Origin of the sequence: Colwellia hornerae (assembly GCF_007954355.1) — a bacterium.
GTDB lineage: Bacteria > Pseudomonadota > Gammaproteobacteria > Enterobacterales > Alteromonadaceae > Colwellia_A > Colwellia_A hornerae.
Genome location: NZ_VOLR01000014.1, coordinates 61,528 through 79,635 on the forward strand (window position 1 = coordinate 61,528; position 18,108 = coordinate 79,635).

Annotated in this window: 15 protein-coding genes; 8 read left to right on the top strand and 7 right to left on the bottom strand. The window is 38.3% G+C overall.

What is annotated here, in order from left to right; genetic code table 11:
• Positions 1-22 precede the first annotated feature (22 nt).
• From ilvA to ESZ26_RS11310, 4 genes are all read left to right on the top strand, one after another.
• Complete coding sequence (gene ilvA, locus ESZ26_RS11295; RefSeq protein ID WP_146796559.1) at positions 23-1,594, top strand: threonine ammonia-lyase, biosynthetic; 1,572 nt, start codon at positions 23-25, stop codon at positions 1,592-1,594.
• Positions 1,595-1,731: 137 nt separating this feature from the next.
• On the top strand, positions 1,732-3,174 hold the full coding sequence (locus ESZ26_RS19455; protein ID WP_223271646.1) for a DUF418 domain-containing protein: 1,443 nt from the start codon (positions 1,732-1,734) through the stop codon (positions 3,172-3,174).
• A gap of 234 nt (positions 3,175-3,408) precedes the next feature.
• Positions 3,409-4,179, top strand: a complete 771-nt coding sequence (locus tag ESZ26_RS11305; RefSeq protein ID WP_146796561.1) for a response regulator — start codon at positions 3,409-3,411, stop codon at positions 4,177-4,179.
• A gap of 209 nt (positions 4,180-4,388) precedes the next feature.
• Positions 4,389-5,111: a helix-turn-helix domain-containing protein gene (locus tag ESZ26_RS11310; RefSeq protein ID WP_146796563.1), complete on the top strand. Its 723-nt coding sequence runs from the start codon at positions 4,389-4,391 to the stop codon at positions 5,109-5,111.
• A 60-nt stretch (positions 5,112-5,171) separates the two neighbouring features.
• Here ESZ26_RS11310 and ubiK read toward each other — a convergent pair whose 3' ends face one another.
• Positions 5,172-5,420: a ubiquinone biosynthesis accessory factor UbiK gene (ubiK, locus tag ESZ26_RS11315; protein ID WP_146796566.1), complete on the bottom strand. Its 249-nt coding sequence runs from the start codon at positions 5,418-5,420 to the stop codon at positions 5,172-5,174.
• A 196-nt stretch (positions 5,421-5,616) separates the two neighbouring features.
• Here ubiK and rep point away from each other — a divergent pair, with 196 nt between their 5' ends.
• Both rep and ESZ26_RS11325 read left to right on the top strand, forming a co-directional pair.
• Complete coding sequence (gene rep, locus ESZ26_RS11320) at positions 5,617-7,638, top strand: DNA helicase Rep (RefSeq protein ID WP_146796568.1); 2,022 nt, start codon at positions 5,617-5,619, stop codon at positions 7,636-7,638.
• Between the two features lie 135 nt (positions 7,639-7,773).
• Positions 7,774-8,136, top strand: coding sequence for a hypothetical protein (locus tag ESZ26_RS11325; RefSeq protein ID WP_146796571.1), 363 nt, complete (start codon positions 7,774-7,776; stop codon positions 8,134-8,136).
• Between the two features lie 488 nt (positions 8,137-8,624).
• Here the strand turns inward: ESZ26_RS11325 and ESZ26_RS11330 are convergent, their stop codons facing one another.
• The 5 genes from ESZ26_RS11330 to ubiE all read right to left on the bottom strand — a co-directional run bounded on the left by ESZ26_RS11330 (position 8,625) and on the right by ubiE (position 12,850).
• Positions 8,625-8,906, bottom strand: a complete 282-nt coding sequence (locus tag ESZ26_RS11330) for a hypothetical protein (RefSeq protein ID WP_146796573.1) — start codon at positions 8,904-8,906, stop codon at positions 8,625-8,627.
• A gap of 71 nt (positions 8,907-8,977) precedes the next feature.
• Positions 8,978-9,337: a hypothetical protein gene (locus tag ESZ26_RS11335; RefSeq protein ID WP_146796576.1), complete on the bottom strand. Its 360-nt coding sequence runs from the start codon at positions 9,335-9,337 to the stop codon at positions 8,978-8,980.
• Between the two features lie 499 nt (positions 9,338-9,836).
• Positions 9,837-11,402, bottom strand: coding sequence for a ubiquinone biosynthesis regulatory protein kinase UbiB (gene ubiB / locus ESZ26_RS11340; RefSeq protein ID WP_146796579.1), 1,566 nt, complete (start codon positions 11,400-11,402; stop codon positions 9,837-9,839).
• Between the two features lie 15 nt (positions 11,403-11,417).
• Complete coding sequence (locus ESZ26_RS11345) at positions 11,418-12,056, bottom strand: ubiquinone biosynthesis accessory factor UbiJ (RefSeq protein ID WP_146796581.1); 639 nt, start codon at positions 12,054-12,056, stop codon at positions 11,418-11,420.
• Between the two features lie 2 nt (positions 12,057-12,058).
• Positions 12,059-12,850, bottom strand: a complete 792-nt coding sequence (gene ubiE / locus ESZ26_RS11350; protein WP_146796583.1) for a bifunctional demethylmenaquinone methyltransferase/2-methoxy-6-polyprenyl-1,4-benzoquinol methylase UbiE — start codon at positions 12,848-12,850, stop codon at positions 12,059-12,061.
• Between the two features lie 152 nt (positions 12,851-13,002).
• Between ubiE and ESZ26_RS11355 the strand changes: the two genes are divergently transcribed.
• Both ESZ26_RS11355 and ESZ26_RS11360 read left to right on the top strand, forming a co-directional pair.
• Positions 13,003-13,311 carry a hypothetical protein gene (locus ESZ26_RS11355; RefSeq protein ID WP_146796586.1) on the top strand — a complete coding sequence of 103 codons (309 nt, stop codon included), beginning with the start codon at positions 13,003-13,005 and terminating at the stop codon, positions 13,309-13,311.
• A gap of 22 nt (positions 13,312-13,333) precedes the next feature.
• Positions 13,334-15,955, top strand: coding sequence for an immune inhibitor A domain-containing protein (locus ESZ26_RS11360; protein WP_146796589.1), 2,622 nt, complete (start codon positions 13,334-13,336; stop codon positions 15,953-15,955).
• A 48-nt stretch (positions 15,956-16,003) separates the two neighbouring features.
• Here ESZ26_RS11360 and recG read toward each other — a convergent pair whose 3' ends face one another.
• Positions 16,004-18,094 (bottom strand): ATP-dependent DNA helicase RecG, encoded by a 2,091-nt coding sequence (gene recG / locus ESZ26_RS11365; protein ID WP_211361224.1) that lies wholly within the window; start codon positions 18,092-18,094, stop codon positions 16,004-16,006.
• Positions 18,095-18,108: the final 14 nt, after the last annotated feature.

Consider the following 18,108-nt stretch of genomic DNA (forward strand, 5'->3'; position numbering starts at 1 on the left):
ATGGCCTTTTGGAACAAATATAATGACTGAAGCTGAACAGCAAGCTTTAGTGCTTGCGAAAGAAACTCAAGAACAAGGGCTCGATTATTTACGAAAAATTCTATTGGCGCCAGTTTATGATGTTGCTATTGAAAGTGAATTAACACCATTAACTAAGTTATCATCACGTTTAGGTAATCAAATCTTCCTTAAACGTGAAGACCAACAACCAGTTCATTCTTTTAAGATCCGCGGTGCCTATAATAAGCTCGTTAATTTAACCGAAGAGCAGTGTATTCATGGGGTGATTGCCGCTTCTGCCGGTAATCATGCTCAAGGCTTGGCACTTGCGGCAAATAAGCTTGGTATTAAAGCCACGATTGTTATGCCCATAACAACACCGGATATCAAGGTTGATAACGTGCGCCGTTTTGGCGCCGAAGTACGTTTAGTTGGTAAAAGCTTTAATGAAGCGCAAGTTGCTGCATTAGATTTTTCCCGTGATGAAAATAAAACCATAGTTCCTCCATTTGACGATATTGATGTTATCGCTGGACAAGGAACGGTTGCCAAAGAACTTTTACAGCAACACCCAAAAGTTGAAGTGGTTTTTATTCCTGTCGGTGGCGGTGGTTTACTGGCAGGTATGTCGGTTTATTTAAAGCAACTACGACCCAATATAAAAGTCATCGGTGTTGAAGCAGAAGATTCTGCTTGCTTGAAGGCCGCGATGGAAGCTGGTAAACCGGTCGACTTAGCACAAGTGGGACTCTTTGCAGACGGGGTTGCCGTAAAGAGGATTGGTGAAAACACCTTCAATGTCATTAAACATTATTGTGATGACGTGATCACAGTAACAACTGATGAAATTTGTACCTCTATCAAAGATATATTTGAACAGACGCGCGTGATTTCTGAACCGGCCGGTGCATTGTCATTGGCGGGCTTACAAAAGTATTGTAAAACCAGTGTCGGAGATGAAGCATTAGTTGCCATCTTGTCTGGCGCTAATATGAACTTTCATACTTTACGATATATTTCAGAGCGATGTGAATTAGGTGAGCAAAAAGAAGCGGTATTGGCAGTAAAAATTCCAGAAAAGAAAGGTAGTTTTAGAACATTTTGCCATGCCTTAGACGGACGTGTGATCACTGAATTTAATTATCGTTATGCAACAAAAGCTGATGGTAGCCATAAAAAGGCTAATATTTTTGTTGGAGTGAGAACCAGTGGTGAAGACGATCGAAATCACTTACTTTCACTGTTAACTGAAAAAGATTATCAAGCAACAGATCTTACTGATAACGAATTAGCCAAACTTCATGTCCGCTATATGATTGGTGGCCAAAATTCTTTACCAACTCGCGAACGTATTTTTCGTTTTCAGTTTCCTGAATACCCAGGCGCATTGGAAAAATTCTTAGATACCTTAGGAGAGCATTGGAATATTACCTTATTTCATTATCGTAATCATGGTGCCGCTTTTGGTCAAGTATTAGCCGGTTTTGAAGTGAAAAATGATGACCAGCTCGCCTTTTTTAATCATCTAAAAGATTTAGGTTATGAATGGCAAGAAGAAACCGAAAATAAAGCTTATCAAGCATTTCTAAATTAAGCAGATAGATTATTTAAATAACCTTTACTGATCAAATACTAAAGCCACTTTAATTGAAGTGGCTTCTTACATTTTATACTTTTCAATTGCAGGTGAATTAGTTTATTCTATATCGATAAAAATTATATGGACAATTCATGATGCAAGTAAGCCAAGAAGATGAATCAGTAATACCCCCCCCTGAGTTAAAACCCTTAGATAAAAATAAACGTGTTGATGCCTTAGATATTTTACGTGGCCTAGCCCTCGTAGGTATTTTATTGATGAATATTGAATGGTTTAACCGTGCAATTATTTCTTTAGGCGGCCACGATACAACATTAACCGGCATTGACCATGCGGTTGGTTGGTTAATTCGTTGTTTTGTTGAAGGTAAATTTTATAAATTATTTGCCCTTATCTTTGGAATGGGCTTTGCTGTTATGTTGTTACGTGCCAAAGATGCAGGTCGACCTTTTGGTGCTTGGTTTGTTCGTCGCATGCTGGTATTGCTGCTCATCGGTATAGCTCATATGATTTTTTTATGGGGTGGTGATATTTTACACGACTACGCTATAGCGGGTTTAATTTTGTTAGCTTGGGTTACTTATAAAAAAACAGAAGACCCAAAAGCTTACCTAAAATTAGCCTTAATGTGGCTAGCAATCCCTATTTTTCTGGTTAGTTTTGGTGGCTCTATATTTGGTATGATGTTCAATGAATCTAAGTATCAAGAAATGTGGCAAAACGAACTTGATATATATACGGCTGTAGAACAGCAATTAGCTATTAATACTGACGCTATATTAGAAAATAATGATGCCATTGATGGTGTAGCATCTAGCGTGGAAGACACTTCATTTATTATGCCTACCGATGAAGAAATAAGAGAGATCACTATTGCTGAAACTATCGAGCAACGTAAAAAATTACTGGTCGATATTGCTGAAGAAGATAGTGCATTTATGCAGAATAGTTATTGGCAAGCAACCGAATATCGTTTTGGTTTTATGGGGTTCATGTTGATGTTCACGCCTATTATGTCGTTGGTCGTTTTAATGCCAATATTTATCTTAGGTTTTTGGCTGGTGGTAACAGAAAAAATAACCAAACACCAAGAGCATCATAAGTTTTTTAGTCTTTTGGCTAAAGTCGGCTTAGCCGTCGGTATTCCATTAAATGTTGCTAGTGTCTTAATTATTCAACACCCTGCGGCAGGTATTTCAGGAATACTGCAAGGTGTCGGGCAAATGCTCTTTTACATTGCTCAATATTTATTATCGGCAGGATATTTAGGTCTTGTCGTTTGTGCGTTGAATAAACAAAAGTGGCAACAATTTTTTGCCGCATTTTCACCTATGGGGCAAATGGCATTAACCAATTACTTGATGCACTCTGTTATTTTAACCAGCATTTTTTATGGTTATGCCGGTGGACAATACGGAGAGATATCAAGAGCACCGCAAATGCTCATTGTTATAGCGATTATTGTTGCACAAATAATATTCTCTAAATGGTGGTTAAATCGCTACCGTTTTGGCCCTATGGAATGGTTATGGCGTAGTCTAACCTATAAACAAAGGCAGCCAATGAAGCTGTAACGGGCTGTAGGTTTAATTGAGTTTATTTCTAAAAGTAAAAAGCAGTCATTGGCTGCTTTTTACATAAATGAAAGAGATTAACTGGTTTTATTGTTTACTTTAATGATGCCGGTTACCTCTGCTTAGCAGCAACAAATAAGCAAAGTACAGCTATCAGGTAATATAAGTTTACTTAGTGAAAGTCTCAGGTATAGTAATTTATAATTAAGTTATAATAATTCGAGTGAGTTTGATATGACAAAAAAAAGGTTACTCGTTGTTGAGGACAGTAAATCAATTGCGTTAGTTATTGAAAAAATTGCTGTTTCTTTAGGGTACTCTGTGACCATCGCGCATACCTTTGCTCATGTTAAAGTGTTGCTCGCCCAAGAGCATAGTTTTTTCTTAGCGACGCTGGACTATGGTTTGCCTGACGCACCTAATGGTGAAGTTGTCCCCTATATTGTTCAGCACAATATCCCTAGCATCATCATGACTGGCCGAATTGATGACACCACACACAAGAAATTACTTAACCAACCCATTATTGATTACATTACAAAAACGAATGCTCAGGCTTATCATTACTTACTTAGAATTCTTCATGGTCAACTTCACAACCCAAAAATTGGCGTTTTAGTCGTTGATGACTCTTTAGCTTCAAGAAATCATGTTTGTCAGTTACTCAAACGAAGAAATTTTACCGTATATGATGTTGAAGATGGTACCAAAGCGATTAAAAAGCTTGAGGAACAACCCGATATAAAAATTGTGATCCTTGAGCAAGATTTAACGGGGGTAAGTGGTTTAGAATTAGTGCATAAAATTAGAGCGAAACACCCGATTAATGAATTAATCATTATAGCGGTAGCGAGTTCAGAAAAGAGTTTTCAATCAGCACGATTCATTAAAAATGGTGCCGATGATTTTCTACGAAAACCTTTTTGTCCCGAAGAATTCTATTGCCGCGTTATGCTAAATATTGAGAAGCTACAATATATTGAGAAACTAAAAGATATCAATTAAATTAAGTTTATCTTTAAAATAAAAAAGCAGCCAATGGCTGCTTTTTTATTGGTAAGCAATGACAATAAACATAGATGTCAAATAAGCCTAACAACATTTCTATATTCAACAATATTCTTAAATATTCACCTTTATATTATTACAGGAATAACCAAGAATAAGCTTGCTGTCGACGGCATTTTAAAACTTAATCTAAAAAGGAAAAGCAAATGACGCTTGGTGAACAGTTAAAAAAACTTAGAAATGAAAAAGCATTAAGTCAGCCTGATTTAGCTGATTTAACAGGAATAGAGCAATCTTATTTATCAAAGTTAGAAAATGATAAATCAATGCCATCAAATGATATTTTTAGAAAGTTATTAACCGCTTATGGTTTATCTTTAGCTGATTTTATAGCTTTATTTGACCGGCGTTACGCTGAGACTCAGCTCAAGCAAATACCTGATATAGAGCATTGGTTAAAGCAGCAACAACAATCACAAATGTTAAATCAAAGGCGTTATCTTTATATCTGCAGTACACTGATTGTCCTTGCGCTTACTTTATTTTATGTCGGGCAAAGTAAAATATTGTTTCCAGAGGTACAGTTTGGATACTATTCTCAAGGCGTTGTTTTAGCGGGAGAGCCAAAAGATATATTTGATGATTGGGACAAAATGATCCCGCGAGAAGATGTAAACAACCAGCTTTATTATAAAAAGAAGATGGAGATGACACAGCGTAAGGATGAAAAATTCATCTTGTCTGAGAAATTCTTAGGGAAAAACTATGTAGTAACATTACCAAAAGGGCTGCGACTTTATCGTGCTGACAGTGAAAAAATGATTGCTCAGCCAATAAATGCCTGGCTATGCATAGCGGGTGTATTCTTTTTTGTCATGGGAATTATGGGCTTTATTTTAGAACGACGTGTGTATAAAACCGTCACTTAGTAATACTCTTCGAAGCGATAAGTTAATTGGATCGATAATAACTTATCGCTATTTATGACGTTATTCAGCTAACTTAGCTTCGATTTCAGCGAGCTTATTTTCTAATTCAGCCAGTTTCTGACGCGTTTTTAATAATACTTGTGTTTGAACATCAAACTCTTCACGCGAAACTACGTCAAGTTGTGCTAATTTTCGTTGTAACACTACTTTGGTTTTTTCTTCAATATCTGTAGCTATATCTTTGAATTTAGGTGGAATTGCATCGGAAACTTGTTTGGCGATTTCTTCAATCTTTTTAGCGTTAAACATTATTATTATCCATAGTTCATCAATGAGCTTATTGTAATGTATTTAATGATTTTGCCAATGGCTAATTTATTAACTCAATGATATTTAAAATGTAGGATTTTAGCCGCATTTTGCCGATTCATGGGTATATACGGTATAGGACAAACAAGGTAAAATTAGCGCCCTGAAAATATAATTATCTGAAAAACTGATCACTATGAAACTTAACCCTGGACAAAATGAAGCGGTAAAATATGTTACTGGCCCCTGCTTAGTATTAGCCGGCGCGGGTAGTGGTAAAACAGGGGTTATCTGTAAAAAAATTGCTTATCTTATTGAAAAATGTGACTACAAAGCGCGTAATATTGCCGCAGTAACCTTTACCAATAAAGCTGCACGAGAAATGAAAGATCGTGTAATTAAAATGATGGACAAAAGTTTAACGCGAGGTCTAACCGTTTCTACTTTCCACTCGCTGGGTCTTGATATTATCCGTAAAGAAATTAAAACCTTAGGCTATAAACCTGGTTTTACTTTATTTGATGACCAAGACACTTTGTCTTTATTGAAAGAATTAACCCATGATGAGCTTGATGGTGATAAAGATTTACTGAGTAAATTACAGAGCATGATTTCCAATTGGAAAAATGACTTAATGTTACCCGATGCCGCAATAAAAATGGCTGGCGATGCAGATACCACCATGTTTGCTGAATTCTATCAGCTCTATCAGAAGCATATGAAAGCCTATAACGCGCTTGATTTCGATGACTTAATTTTAATCCCTACCTTGTTGCTAAAAAACTTTCCTGACGTTAAAGCTCGCTGGCAGAAAAAAATTCAATACTTACTGGTTGATGAATATCAAGATACCAATGCCAGCCAATATGAGTTAGTAAAATTAATTGCCGGTGAACGGGGCTTGTTAACGGTTGTTGGTGATGACGATCAATCTATATATTCATGGCGTGGTGCCAAACCACAAAACCTTGTTTTACTCGGTGAAGATTTCCCTCAGCTCAAGCTGATTAAGTTAGAGCAAAATTACCGCTCAAGTGGCCGTATTCTTAAGTGTGCCAATACTTTAATCGCTAATAACCCTCATGTTTACGACAAAGCGTTATTCAGTGAGCTGGCTTACGGCGTTGAACTGCGCGTTATTCAAGCGAAAAATGAAGAGCATGAAATTGAGCGAGTGGTCGGTGAATTAATTGGTCATAAGTTCTTAAACAAAAGTAAATTTAAAAATTATGCGATCTTATATCGTGGTAATCATCAATCGCGCTTATTAGAGAAAGCATTAATGCTTAACCGTATTCCTTATAAGATCAGCGGTGGAACGTCATTCTTCTCACGCAGCGAAATTAAAGACATGATGGCATTTCTACGTGTTTTGGTGAACCCTGATGATGACAATGCCTTTCTAAGAATAGTCAATGTACCACGCAGAGAGATTGGACCCACGACTCTAGAAAAGCTGGGTAATTACGCCAATATGCGGCAAATAAGCATGTTCGCCGCTAGTTTTGAGTTGGGGCTTGAGCAGCACTTAACGGGGCGTGGTTTAGTGCACGTACAACGATTTACGCGTTGGTTAGTTGAAACCGGCGACCACGCTGAGCGAGGTGACACCCCAGCCGTGCTTAGAGCGATGATCCGTGAAATAAATTATGAAGACTGGTTGTACGATACTTCGCCCAGCCCAAAAGCGGCAGAAATGCGCATGAAGAACGTTACGCAACTTTTTAGTTGGGTAACCAATATGCTTGAGGGTGATGACGAAGAAGAGCCTATGTTATTGCCAGCCATTGTCACCCGCTTAACCTTGCGCGATATGATGGAACGTGGCGAAGATGAAGATGATGCTGACCAAGTGCAATTAATGACACTGCACGCTTCTAAGGGGCTAGAATTTCCTTATGTCTTCTTGATTGGCATGGAAGAAGGTTTATTACCACACCAAACAAGTATGGACGAAGGTAACGTTGAAGAAGAGCGCCGCTTAGCTTATGTGGGTATTACTCGTGCGCAACGAGAATTGATCTTTACTTATGCCAAAGAGCGCCGACAATATGGTGAAGTTTCTCGCACTGAAGCGAGTCGATTTTTACACGAATTACCGCAAGACGATTTAAGTTGGGAGCTTACAGAAACTAAGAAAAGCCAAGAGCACAAAGACAAAACAACTAAAATGGGTGTGGCGAATTTACGTGATATGCTCAAGAATAAAAATAAGTAAGTACTTTTTTATTAAAAAATTAGCCATAAAAATTAAAATAATCTTACAAAGTTAAACAAATGAAATACAAAAACTGAACAGTTAACGTTTTGTATTTCATTATAATTAATTTACAAAAAGCTGGACCTTAGCTTAATGAAGGGTGATGAGTCGTTTGTTGGCCTTACTTTTAATGAAAAATTAATTATATGGATATCGCCGTTGATGAGTTTAAAGAAAGTGCTGTTGAGTTGTTTTATTTGTCTTTCCGTCACTTCATGTGCATTCGTTCCCTCTTCTTCACCTGATCAGCCTTACTATTATGACTGTGACATGGTGACTAAAAAACTAACCTTAAAACCAACTCAAATGGGCGAATTAGGAGATTGCGACGATGGCGGTATAGCGGAATGTATCATTATGACGGGCATTTTAAGTACAGCAATTTTGATTGTTTCTGGCAGTATCGTTTTGTTAGGGAATACTTTGCATTGGTCAGAATATAAGTTGAAATGTTAGACAGACAATAAGGTCATCTAAAATTAAAACAGCCCAACAGATATAATTTATTGCTGGTAGTTTTCCTATTCATTATCTTAGGGTTTGTAAAAATAACTTATGCGCTTTATGAAAGCGAGTAACGCACAAATTACAAAGTCTGCTTCAAGTTCAAAGCGGTCTGAAATCACAAGTAATAATCACCTCAATTAATGGTAACTAAGATACGAAAGCTGACATTAAAATAAATTGCTTTTTGAGCTGTTTTTAGTGTTCATCAGGCATTGAGCTACCTTCATCTTGATAGTCAACAAAGCAGTCATAGATACTTTAAATCAAAGCGGAAACTGATCCGGCAGAGCATAGATTAGTAATACTAAATTAAATCTAATTAAGTTATTTATTCAACCATTTTTAATACTAATCTAGACCACACATTACCAATGTTCAATAAATGGTTAAATAAGCTCTAGTCTATTATTTAAATTTCAATAATGAGATTTATATGCTTAAACTTTAGCGTTAAAGCGAACACTTGTATTTTGTACTATATCTAGTACATTGAAATAGACATCTTCACTGAACATGGATCTTGCATCATAAGGTTTCATAACAACATTCTCTTCAGTGATTCTGACTCTTTCAGCAGACCTTTTTTCAGCTTGTTCAATTACGTCCCTGACATGAATTCGGCCAACAACGTCTTCTTTGGTGTATATTGTATTGCTTCTTGATGTCTGTGTTTTTTCTCTAGCTAGGTCAGTATTTAAAAAATCAGTGGCTTCAATCAATTTATCACTAGCGTTAAGTTTGGCTTTTAAGTAGTTATATTCTCTTTTTGTTAGATCATGATCAATGATGTCTATTTCATCGCCTGTGTTGGTAAAATCAAATTTTTTTTTAGTAGGTTGGGTTGCTCTTTTGCCACCTCCGCTAAAATACGCTGAGTTTCAGAGACCATGTCATCAGCATATTTTTTTTGTTCCTTTTCAATAGCTACTAAGTCTAGAAGACCCTCTTTTAATTCAGCTGCTGTTGGTTTAGTTACTACCTTAATTGTTACCGTATTTTGTTGTGATGATGTTGCTATCGTGTTATTGGAAGTGCGGGTGTCATAGTGTGTTTTAGACTGGCTCACTTCCATGCTATTAATTTTTTGCGCTTGTGCAGAGGAGTTAGCTGAAACAGATATTGGCGTGGGTGTTGACGTAATAGCTTTCATGTTCTATTCCTTTTGAACGTTATTTATAAACTTGACAGAAAAGGTTATCGGCTACTTTTTTATTAACTTAAGCCATCCCATAAATGAGACCATACTTTAATGACACATCAATGAGTAGTTTAAGCTCATTATTAGCATTCATAGGCCAATTATTAACGGCAGCAATGAGCTTACAGCAGACCCATAGGTATGCAGTAAATTTTGATTAAAATTATCCTTAATATGTTCATGACTTCACAAAAGCTAATGTCAGCTTATGGCTATCAGTTGACCTGAAGAATAATCAGCAGAGAACGTCAGGAATGTGCGCAGAGTGATCGTTAATGTTGGTTAGCGGCCTTTATAACACTAGTAGTTAAGACCTCAAATAGGCACAAAATAATAAGGCTTTGTCGTCTCAAAAAATTTATTTCGTCTTAAGCCGATAACGTTAACTTAGATTTAGTCCTCGAACGGATAACTCCATTACTGATATCTACTCAGACAGTTGAAGCAGATATCAATGAAATATAATGGCTGCACAAATACATAAGGTACTAAAGAGCAAAGTACCAATAATAATTTTATGGTTTTTGTGCTGCTGCGCTTTTAATTCAGTGAATAAGTGCATTTGCTTTTGACGGGTTACTTGGGTCGTTTTTAAATAATCATAAAGCAAGTCTGGCATTTCAGGCAATTTCTCATTCCAAAAAGGCAGATTCTCTTTTATCTTTTTGAATACGGCTTTAACACCCATTTGCTGTTTTACCCAATTCTCTAAGAAAGGTTTAGCTGTTTGCCATAAGTCGAGTTGCGGGTATAGTTGTCGGCCTAAACCTTCAATATAGAGCAAGGTTTTCTGTAATAAAACCAATTGCGGTTGTACTTCCATATTGAATCGTCTGGCGGTGTTAAAAAGACTGACCAGCACTTGTCCGAAAGATATTTCTGATAAGGGTTTGTTAAATATTGGTTCGCAAACGGTGCGAATAGCAAATTCAAATTCATCAACACTGGTCTCGCTTGGTACCCAGCCAGAGTCAACATGAAGCTCGGCAACTTTGCGATAATCTCTATTAAAAAACGCGACAAAATTTTCGGCCAAGTAGCGTTTATCTTCACGGTTTAACGTGCCACAAATACCACAATCTATCGCTATCCATGTTGGATCTGCAGGGTGTGTTGCATCGACAAAAACATTGCCTGGATGCATATCGGCATGAAAAAAACTGTCACGAAATACTTGGGTAAAAAATACTTCAACACCACGCTCAGCCAGTAATTTCATATCTACGCCAAGCCCTTGAAGTGTTGCTATTTCTCCAACGCCAATACCATAAATACGCTCCATAACCATCACGTTTTCATGGCTAAAATCACTATAAACCTTGGGGACATATAATACGCTATCGCTGGCATTACCTTGGGAGAAATTATGCTTTAATAAGGTTGCATTCGCAGCTTCACGGTTGAGATCTAGTTCGTCAATAATTGTTTTTCGATATTCATTAACGACTTCTTTTGGGCGTAGTCGTTTACCATCAGGTAAAAATTTAGCGACAACACCCGCAAATAACGACATGACTTTTACGTCAGCTAAAATTGTCTCGGTAATATTGGGCCGTAAAACTTTAAGGACCACTTCAAAAGATTGTCCGTCTTGCAGCAAAGTGGCGGTATGCACTTGGGCAATTGACGCCGAAGCAAGGGGTTGAATATCAAAATCACTAAAATGCTGATTAAATGTTTCTTCACCTATGGCTTTTAAAATAATAGCCTTGGCTAATTCACCGTCAAAAGCAGGTACTTGATCTTGCAGTAATGCCAGTTCGTTGGCAAAATCTTCAGGGAGTAAGTCACGACGGGTTGATAGCATCTGGCCAAATTTTACAAACACCGGACCTAAAGATTCAATCGCTAGACGAAGGCGCAAGGCTGAAGGTTTATCTTGGTGTTTATTGCGTAACCAGAATAATGTGAAGCGAATAAGTTTCGCATACCAAGGTAGCATATGGCTTGGGATCAGTTCATCAAGACCAAATTGAAGAAATGTTTTAATGATGCGATAAAGTCGAAAACTGCTCACAATGTTCCTTGAGAATTAAGTTAAGAGAGTTATTTTTTCAGCAAGTCGCTGAATACGTTCCGCTACTGTATTTGTTTGCTTAGTTATTTCAGTGACTTGCTCACTAAAACTACCGAGTTGACTGGCTGTCACCACTAAGCGTTTTTCATGTACTAACCATTCGCTGGCGTCTGCTTGTATCTGTTGTGTGGCAAAATTAATTTTTTTTGCCCAACTCTTACCTAACTGCGACAACTTATACGTAGGAATATCACCAATATGCTGAGCAAGCTCGCTTTGCCAATCTATTTCTAATGATTGGGCAATATTAGCAAATTGTTGAGCCACTTTAATATCGCCTTGAACATCGAGTTTTTCTTGTTTGATCAACTCAGTAATTTGTTGTTCTTTCTTTAGTTCTCGTAAAGTTTTTATGCTGGTATTTATTGTACAGTCGCTGCGCTCAGTTAAGCTGGTCACTAAAACTTTGTTGCCATCAATAGAAAAACTTAGCGGAAAACCTAACTCAGTTAATAAAACGGTTAATGTTTTTTGCTCTAAGACCTGTAAAACTCCAGCACCCTTAATATTGAGTGCCAGTGCTTGGTTAAAGGCAAACTCTACTGTCGAACAGAGCGTTTGCTGAAACATTAACTGACTATTGAGGTTTGTCACGATTAAAACTTATAACCTTTGTGCAAGGCAACAACACCGCCGGTGAGGTTTTTGAAACTTGTTTGTTCAAAACCCGCTGAGTCCATCATCTCTTTTAATGTTTCTTGATCTGGGTGCATGCGAATTGATTCGGCTAAATATTGATAGCTATCGCCATCTTTAGCGACTAACTCGCCCATTTTAGGGAGAATATTAAAAGAATAAAAGTCGTAAGCCTTACTAATTAACTCGTGCTCGGGTTTTGAAAACTCTAGCACCAATAAACGACCTCCGGGTTTTAATACGCGGTAAATAGAGCGTAGCGCCATGTCTTTATCAGTAACGTTACGTAAACCAAAAGCGATAGTGACAATATCAAAGGTATTATCTTCAAAGGGTAAGTATTGTGCATTAGCTTGTACGTATTCAATATTTTGTACTAAACCTTTGTCACGTAACTTATCTCGGCCAACATTGAGCATAGAGCTATTAATATCAGCAAGAATAACCTTACCTTCTCGGCCAACTAGTTGTGAAAACTTTGCGGTTAAATCACCGGTACCACCAGCGAGATCTAGTACTTTATTACCAGGACGTACACCACTAGCATCAATGGTAAAGCGTTTCCATAAGCGGTGAATACCAAAAGACATCAAGTCATTCATCACATCATATTGTGCGGCGACAGAGTGAAACACACTGGCAACCTTCGACTCTTTATCGTTTTTATCTACCGTTTGGTAGCCAAAATGCGTAGTGTTGTCACTTGCAGAGCTTGAGCTATTTTCTTGATGATTATCTTGTTGAGCAGCCATCTAACATTCACTTATCACTAAAATTACTAACAGTTTACCGCATTTTTTAGCAATTATTAACACTTGAAATCAAGTGGCAGTGTTTTTTATTAAATGGACTGTGCTGGTTAAACTTTATCCGCTAATTAATATACGTTATTATGGTTAATATTATGTTTACCCTTATTGTTGCAGGTGGCGATATTATGAAATTTTATTTAGTAGTGTTGATGTTTTTATTGCAGGGCTGTCAGCAAAATTCAGCAGCAGTGGCAGCAAAAAATAGTAGTGAAAAAGTAGGTATAAATAAAATTATTTGTCAGCAGTCAACGACACCACCACTTAAAAACACGCTGAAGTTAAAAGAGTTGTTAATTGCCAACGGGAAAATTGACGCTTCATTATCTGACCAAGAAGTAGAGCATGCAGTTAATGCGTATATCCGTAAGAAGAATGCGGCCTTGAAAAACTGTGCTAAATAATAAGTCACACCGAGGAAAATTGATGAAGATACCCTATTTATTAGCGTTGTTGGTCTTGATAATCCAGCTGCCTTTACGAGCCGAAAACATTGACAACACAAAACGTTTTTCTAAAAGTGCACCAGCAGATGCCGGTGTTATTAATAAAGAGCGTATCCTCTATTGGTTAGAAAAAAGAGGTGAATTGTCAATAAACGCCACCGAAGAACAAAAAAAACAAGCACTGACTGACTATCTGATAAAAAAATCATTTAAACCTAAAGCTTTGCCGTTGGCACTATCAAAAAAAGTTGTTGCGGCTGAACGTTTTAGTAGTGGTGAGTTTCGTCAAAAGATGAGCTTCAATCATGAGTTGAAAAAAACTCAAATCGCCCATTATTTATTACAAGAAACTGCTGCTGCCGACGTTGAAACCACGGTTAAAGTTTTAGCGATACTGATCGATTTTAATGATTTAAAGCATAATGATAATGGTTTGTCAGCGAATGATACCGATATGTTTTATTCAAGCTATTCGGTTGCTCATTACAATGATCTTTTATTCTCTGCGAAGGGCTTTGATGGCCCTTCAGGACAAAATATTGAATCGGCTTTTCAATATTATCAACATGAGTCTGGTCAGCAATTCTTTTTTACTGGTCAAGTTAAGGGGTGGGTGACTGCAGAAAACAATGCCAGTTACTATGGTAGCAACGACGAAGAAACTGAAAATGATCAAAATGTTAAGGAGCTTGTTGTTGAGGCAGTTACACAACTTGTTGCTGAAGGTATAGATTTATCAGCTTACGACAAAACTGATTTATTTGATTTTGACGGAGACGGTAATGTTAATGAACCCGACGGTATTATTGATCATATTATGCTTTTCCATGCCAGTATCGGTGAGGAAGCGGGCGGTGGTAACTTAGCCGAAGATGCTATTTGGTCGCATCGAAGTTTTGTGCTCAATGAAACGGGTGATCAACCAGCCACTATTCCGGGCTCTGAGATAAAAGCGTTTGGTTATACCATTAACCCCATCGATGCGGCTCCTGGTGTTGTTGTCCATGAATTTGGTCATGATTTAGGTTTGCTTGACGAATATGATATCGATAGTAGTGATATCGGTGCGCCTGTTTCAGAGTGGTCAGTCATGGCTTCTGGCACTTGGCTCGGTTCTCCAGCAGGAACGCGTCCTTCTGCCTTTAGTCCTCTTGCGCGTGATTATCTACAAGAGCGTTATCAAGGCAACTGGATAACTCAACGCGAAGTTGATTTTGCAAGCTTAAGCACTGAAAGTATTTCCTTGGTTAGTACTGTCGATCATACTGCGATTAACCAAATCAAGGTGAACTTACCGCCGTTAGCATTAGACTTTCCTGCGGCTTACGCAGGCACATATCAGTTTTATTCTAATAAAGGCGACATGATGGAAAACAGTATGTCGTTTTCTGCCAATTTACCTACGGGTACCTCAATATTATCGATGAAGGCGCGTTGGGAAATAGAACAAGACTACGACTACGTGCAAGTATTGGTAAATAACACCGCGATTAAGGGAAATTACAGCCAAAATAGTAATCCTTATTACCCGAGTATAGGCGAGTATATCAGTGGAAATTCAGCAGATATTGTTAGTGGCGAAGGTGATTTAAAATGGGCTGATTTAACTTTTGACCTCGCTAGCTTTGCCGGACAAAGTGTCGTTATTAAAATTAATTATGTTACTGACCAAGCAGAAGGTGGTTATGGTTTTGTCGCGGATGAAATAAAGGTAACCAATGGTGTCAGTGAGGTTATTGCGATTAACGGTGAAACTGAAAATCAGGCAACATTGGCGGGCTTTAGTCGTTTATCGGATAAAATTGCTGGTTTAGCTCATTATTATTATGTACAGCTACGTAGCCATACCAGTGTCGATAGTCGCTTGAACAGCATTGGTTATGATGCCGGTGTTTTACTTTGGTATCGTAATGACAATGTTGCTGATAACAAAGTCGATGAGCATGCCGGGCAGTTATTTATTGGTGTGGTTGACGCGGATCAAAACCTAGTAAAAGCAGGTGATGGCAGTAGCAAAAATTCGGCATATCAGATACACGACGCAGCATTTAGTTTATACGACCAACAACCCTTTAATGGTGATGTTAATAATGTCGCGACGAGTTTCTTTAGTGATGCCGATGATCACTCCTCGCCAGGTCAGCCTGAATCTGGTGTGATCCTACCCAAACTCGACTTTAGCATGAAGGTCGACTTGCAAAGCTCTGATAGCACATCGGCAACGGTAACACTTTCAAGCTCCTCGGAAGCGTCCGATTTAAGCGTTTCATTTTCTTATTCAGCCAATGATTTAGTGGTGAACTTTACTTCAGTGCCAGTTGGGGGCGATTCGCAATATAGCTATGCTTGGGATTTTGATGATAATAGCAGCAGTAACATACAAAACCCGAGTCATACTTATACTCAGGCTGGCAGCTATAGTGTTGAATTAACGGTAATGGACAGCACAGGTCTTAGTGTTAAAACGACCAAAAGCATTACGGTCAGTAAAACAGCTGCTGTTGTTGTTATAGCGCCATCAAAAGTGAAAAGTTCAGATGGAGGAGCAATAAGCTTTGCTCTATTATTGGGCTTATGTTTATTGAGAATAATAAGAAAGTAATTTTGGCTATTCGCCTTTGCTTAGGTGCTTTTATTTTTATAAAGCAGTCTAAGCATTGGTAAAGTGTTCGCGCTCTCCCATCCAACGCTCAATAATAGCTTGGGCATTTTGTGGGTACTTTTTCCAAATAAGATAAGCATGTTGCTGAACTTCTGGAATTAAATGAGCATCTCTGAGCAAGTCTGCAATTTTCAGATCGGCGAGACCGGTTTGCTTGGTACCTAAAAATTCACCTGGGCCTCGTATTTCTAAGTCTTTTTGTGCAATGACAAAACCGTCATTACTTTCACGCAATACCGCTAAGCGTTTGGTTGCGGTTTTAGAGAGTGGGCTTTTATACATTAAGACACAATGTGAAGCGACGGTGCCTCGTCCTACACGCCCACGTAGCTGATGGAGTTGCGCTAAGCCTAACCGTTCCGGATTTTCAATGACCATTAAACTCGAGTTGGGTACATCAACACCGACCTCAATAACGGTTGTCGCAACCAATAAGTCTAGTTCGCCTTTTTTAAACGTTTCCATTACCGACTGTTTTTCAGCGGCTTTCATTCTTCCGTGTATCAAACCAATTTTTAATTCTGTTAATTGCTCTTGTAAATACACCGCGGTATCTTCTGCTGCTTGGCATTGTAATACCTCAGACTCTTCAATTAATGTACACACCCAATAAGCTTGTCGGTTGTCTTCTACACAGCCTTTTCGAATGCGTTCAACTACGTCGTCACGGCGTGTATCAGGTAAGGCAATAGTATTTATTGGGGTTCTTCCTGGGGGAAGTTCATCAATAATCGAGGTGTCTAAATCGGCATAAGCAGTCATGGCTAATGTGCGAGGGATTGGGGTTGCTGTCATAATCAATTGATGTGGATAATTCCCCTCAAAAGCGCCTTTCTCACGCAGTGATAAACGCTGATGTACACCAAAGCGATGTTGTTCATCAATAATAATCAGTGTTAAATTATGAAAGATAACTTTATCTTGAAATAAAGCATGGGTACCAACAATCATCTGCATAGTGCCATTTTCGATATGCTCTAGTGCGCTACGTCTTGCTTTTGCTTTCGTTTTTCCAGCTAGCCAGCCAACGCTGATATCGAGTGGTTCAAACCAGTTTTTAAAATTAAGGGCATGTTGTTCTGCTAATATTTCTGTTGGCGCCATTAAGGCAACCTGAAAGCCTTTACTGATAGCGGTGAGTGCCGCAAGTGCTGCAACTAAGGTTTTTCCTGAACCAACATCACCTTGTACTAAGCGCATCATTGGCTGAGTTTTCATTAGGTCGTGACGAATTTCTTTTACCACTCTCGCTTGAGCATTGGTGGGTGAAAAAGGTAATGAGGCTAAAAATTTATCACTGAGCGCTTTATCATCGATTAAAGAGATTGAACGATGAGCATCACTAGACTGGCGCAATTTCAGCATACTAAGATTATGCGCCAACAATTCTTCTTTTATTAATCGCAACTGTGCTGGGTGCTTACCCTCTTCTAATTGTATAACCGATGTTTCAGGGGGCGGACGATGAATAAGTGCCAAAGCTTGTGCGAGTGAGTAGTTTTGTAAATTAAATTCATCCGGTAATAACTCTTCAACTTGACCACGTTCCAATCTAATTAACGCTTGCTCTGTTAGATTGCGTAAGGTTATTTGTCGTAAGCCTTCAGTGGTTGGGTAAACGGGTGTCAGCGTTTCTTCTACCTCGGTTAAAGGCTGGTCTTGGTCAAGAGGTTTATACTCAGGATGGATTATTTCAAAACCACGAGCGCCACGCTTAATTTCACCATAACAGCGAATGCTCAGCCCCAATGCTAAGCTATTTTTTTGTGCAGCGCTAAAGCGGAAAAAACGTAAATTTACTGTTCCTGAGCCATCTTGAACGGTAACCAATAACATACGCCCCTTGCCATTAATGATTTGGCTACCGGTGATTTCACCAATAATATTAGTGAAAACACCAGGGAAACAGTCTCGTATTGCGGTAACACGAGTCCGGTCTTCATAACGATTGGGTAAATGAAAAAGTAAATCTTGTAGTGAGCGCAAGCCAACTTTTTCAAGTTTTTCTGCCATGCTTGGACCAACACCTTTTAAGCTGGTGATGGCTATTTGTGCGAGTTTGGCTAGCCCTTTTGACACTAAGTTATTGTCCT

What these genes read in the sequence shown, in the direction of transcription:
- ESZ26_RS11360 (WP_146796589.1), top strand. Translation starts at nt 13,334, where the DNA reads ATGAAGATACCCTATTTATTAGCGTTGTTGGTCTTGATAATCCAGCTG.
- ESZ26_RS11325 (WP_146796571.1), top strand. Translation starts at nt 7,774, where the DNA reads ATGAAGGGTGATGAGTCGTTTGTTGGCCTTACTTTTAATGAAAAATTA.
- ubiE (WP_146796583.1), bottom strand. Translation starts at nt 12,850, where the DNA reads ATGGCTGCTCAACAAGATAATCATCAAGAAAATAGCTCAAGCTCTGCA.
- ESZ26_RS19455 (WP_223271646.1), top strand. Translation starts at nt 1,732, where the DNA reads ATGATGCAAGTAAGCCAAGAAGATGAATCAGTAATACCCCCCCCTGAG.
- ilvA (WP_146796559.1), top strand. Translation starts at nt 23, where the DNA reads ATGACTGAAGCTGAACAGCAAGCTTTAGTGCTTGCGAAAGAAACTCAA.
- rep (WP_146796568.1), top strand. Translation starts at nt 5,617, where the DNA reads ATGAAACTTAACCCTGGACAAAATGAAGCGGTAAAATATGTTACTGGC.
- ESZ26_RS11335 (WP_146796576.1), bottom strand. Translation starts at nt 9,337, where the DNA reads ATGAAAGCTATTACGTCAACACCCACGCCAATATCTGTTTCAGCTAAC.
- ESZ26_RS11355 (WP_146796586.1), top strand. Translation starts at nt 13,003, where the DNA reads ATGTTTACCCTTATTGTTGCAGGTGGCGATATTATGAAATTTTATTTA.
- ESZ26_RS11310 (WP_146796563.1), top strand. Translation starts at nt 4,389, where the DNA reads ATGACGCTTGGTGAACAGTTAAAAAAACTTAGAAATGAAAAAGCATTA.
- ESZ26_RS11305 (WP_146796561.1), top strand. Translation starts at nt 3,409, where the DNA reads ATGACAAAAAAAAGGTTACTCGTTGTTGAGGACAGTAAATCAATTGCG.
- ubiK (WP_146796566.1), bottom strand. Translation starts at nt 5,420, where the DNA reads ATGTTTAACGCTAAAAAGATTGAAGAAATCGCCAAACAAGTTTCCGAT.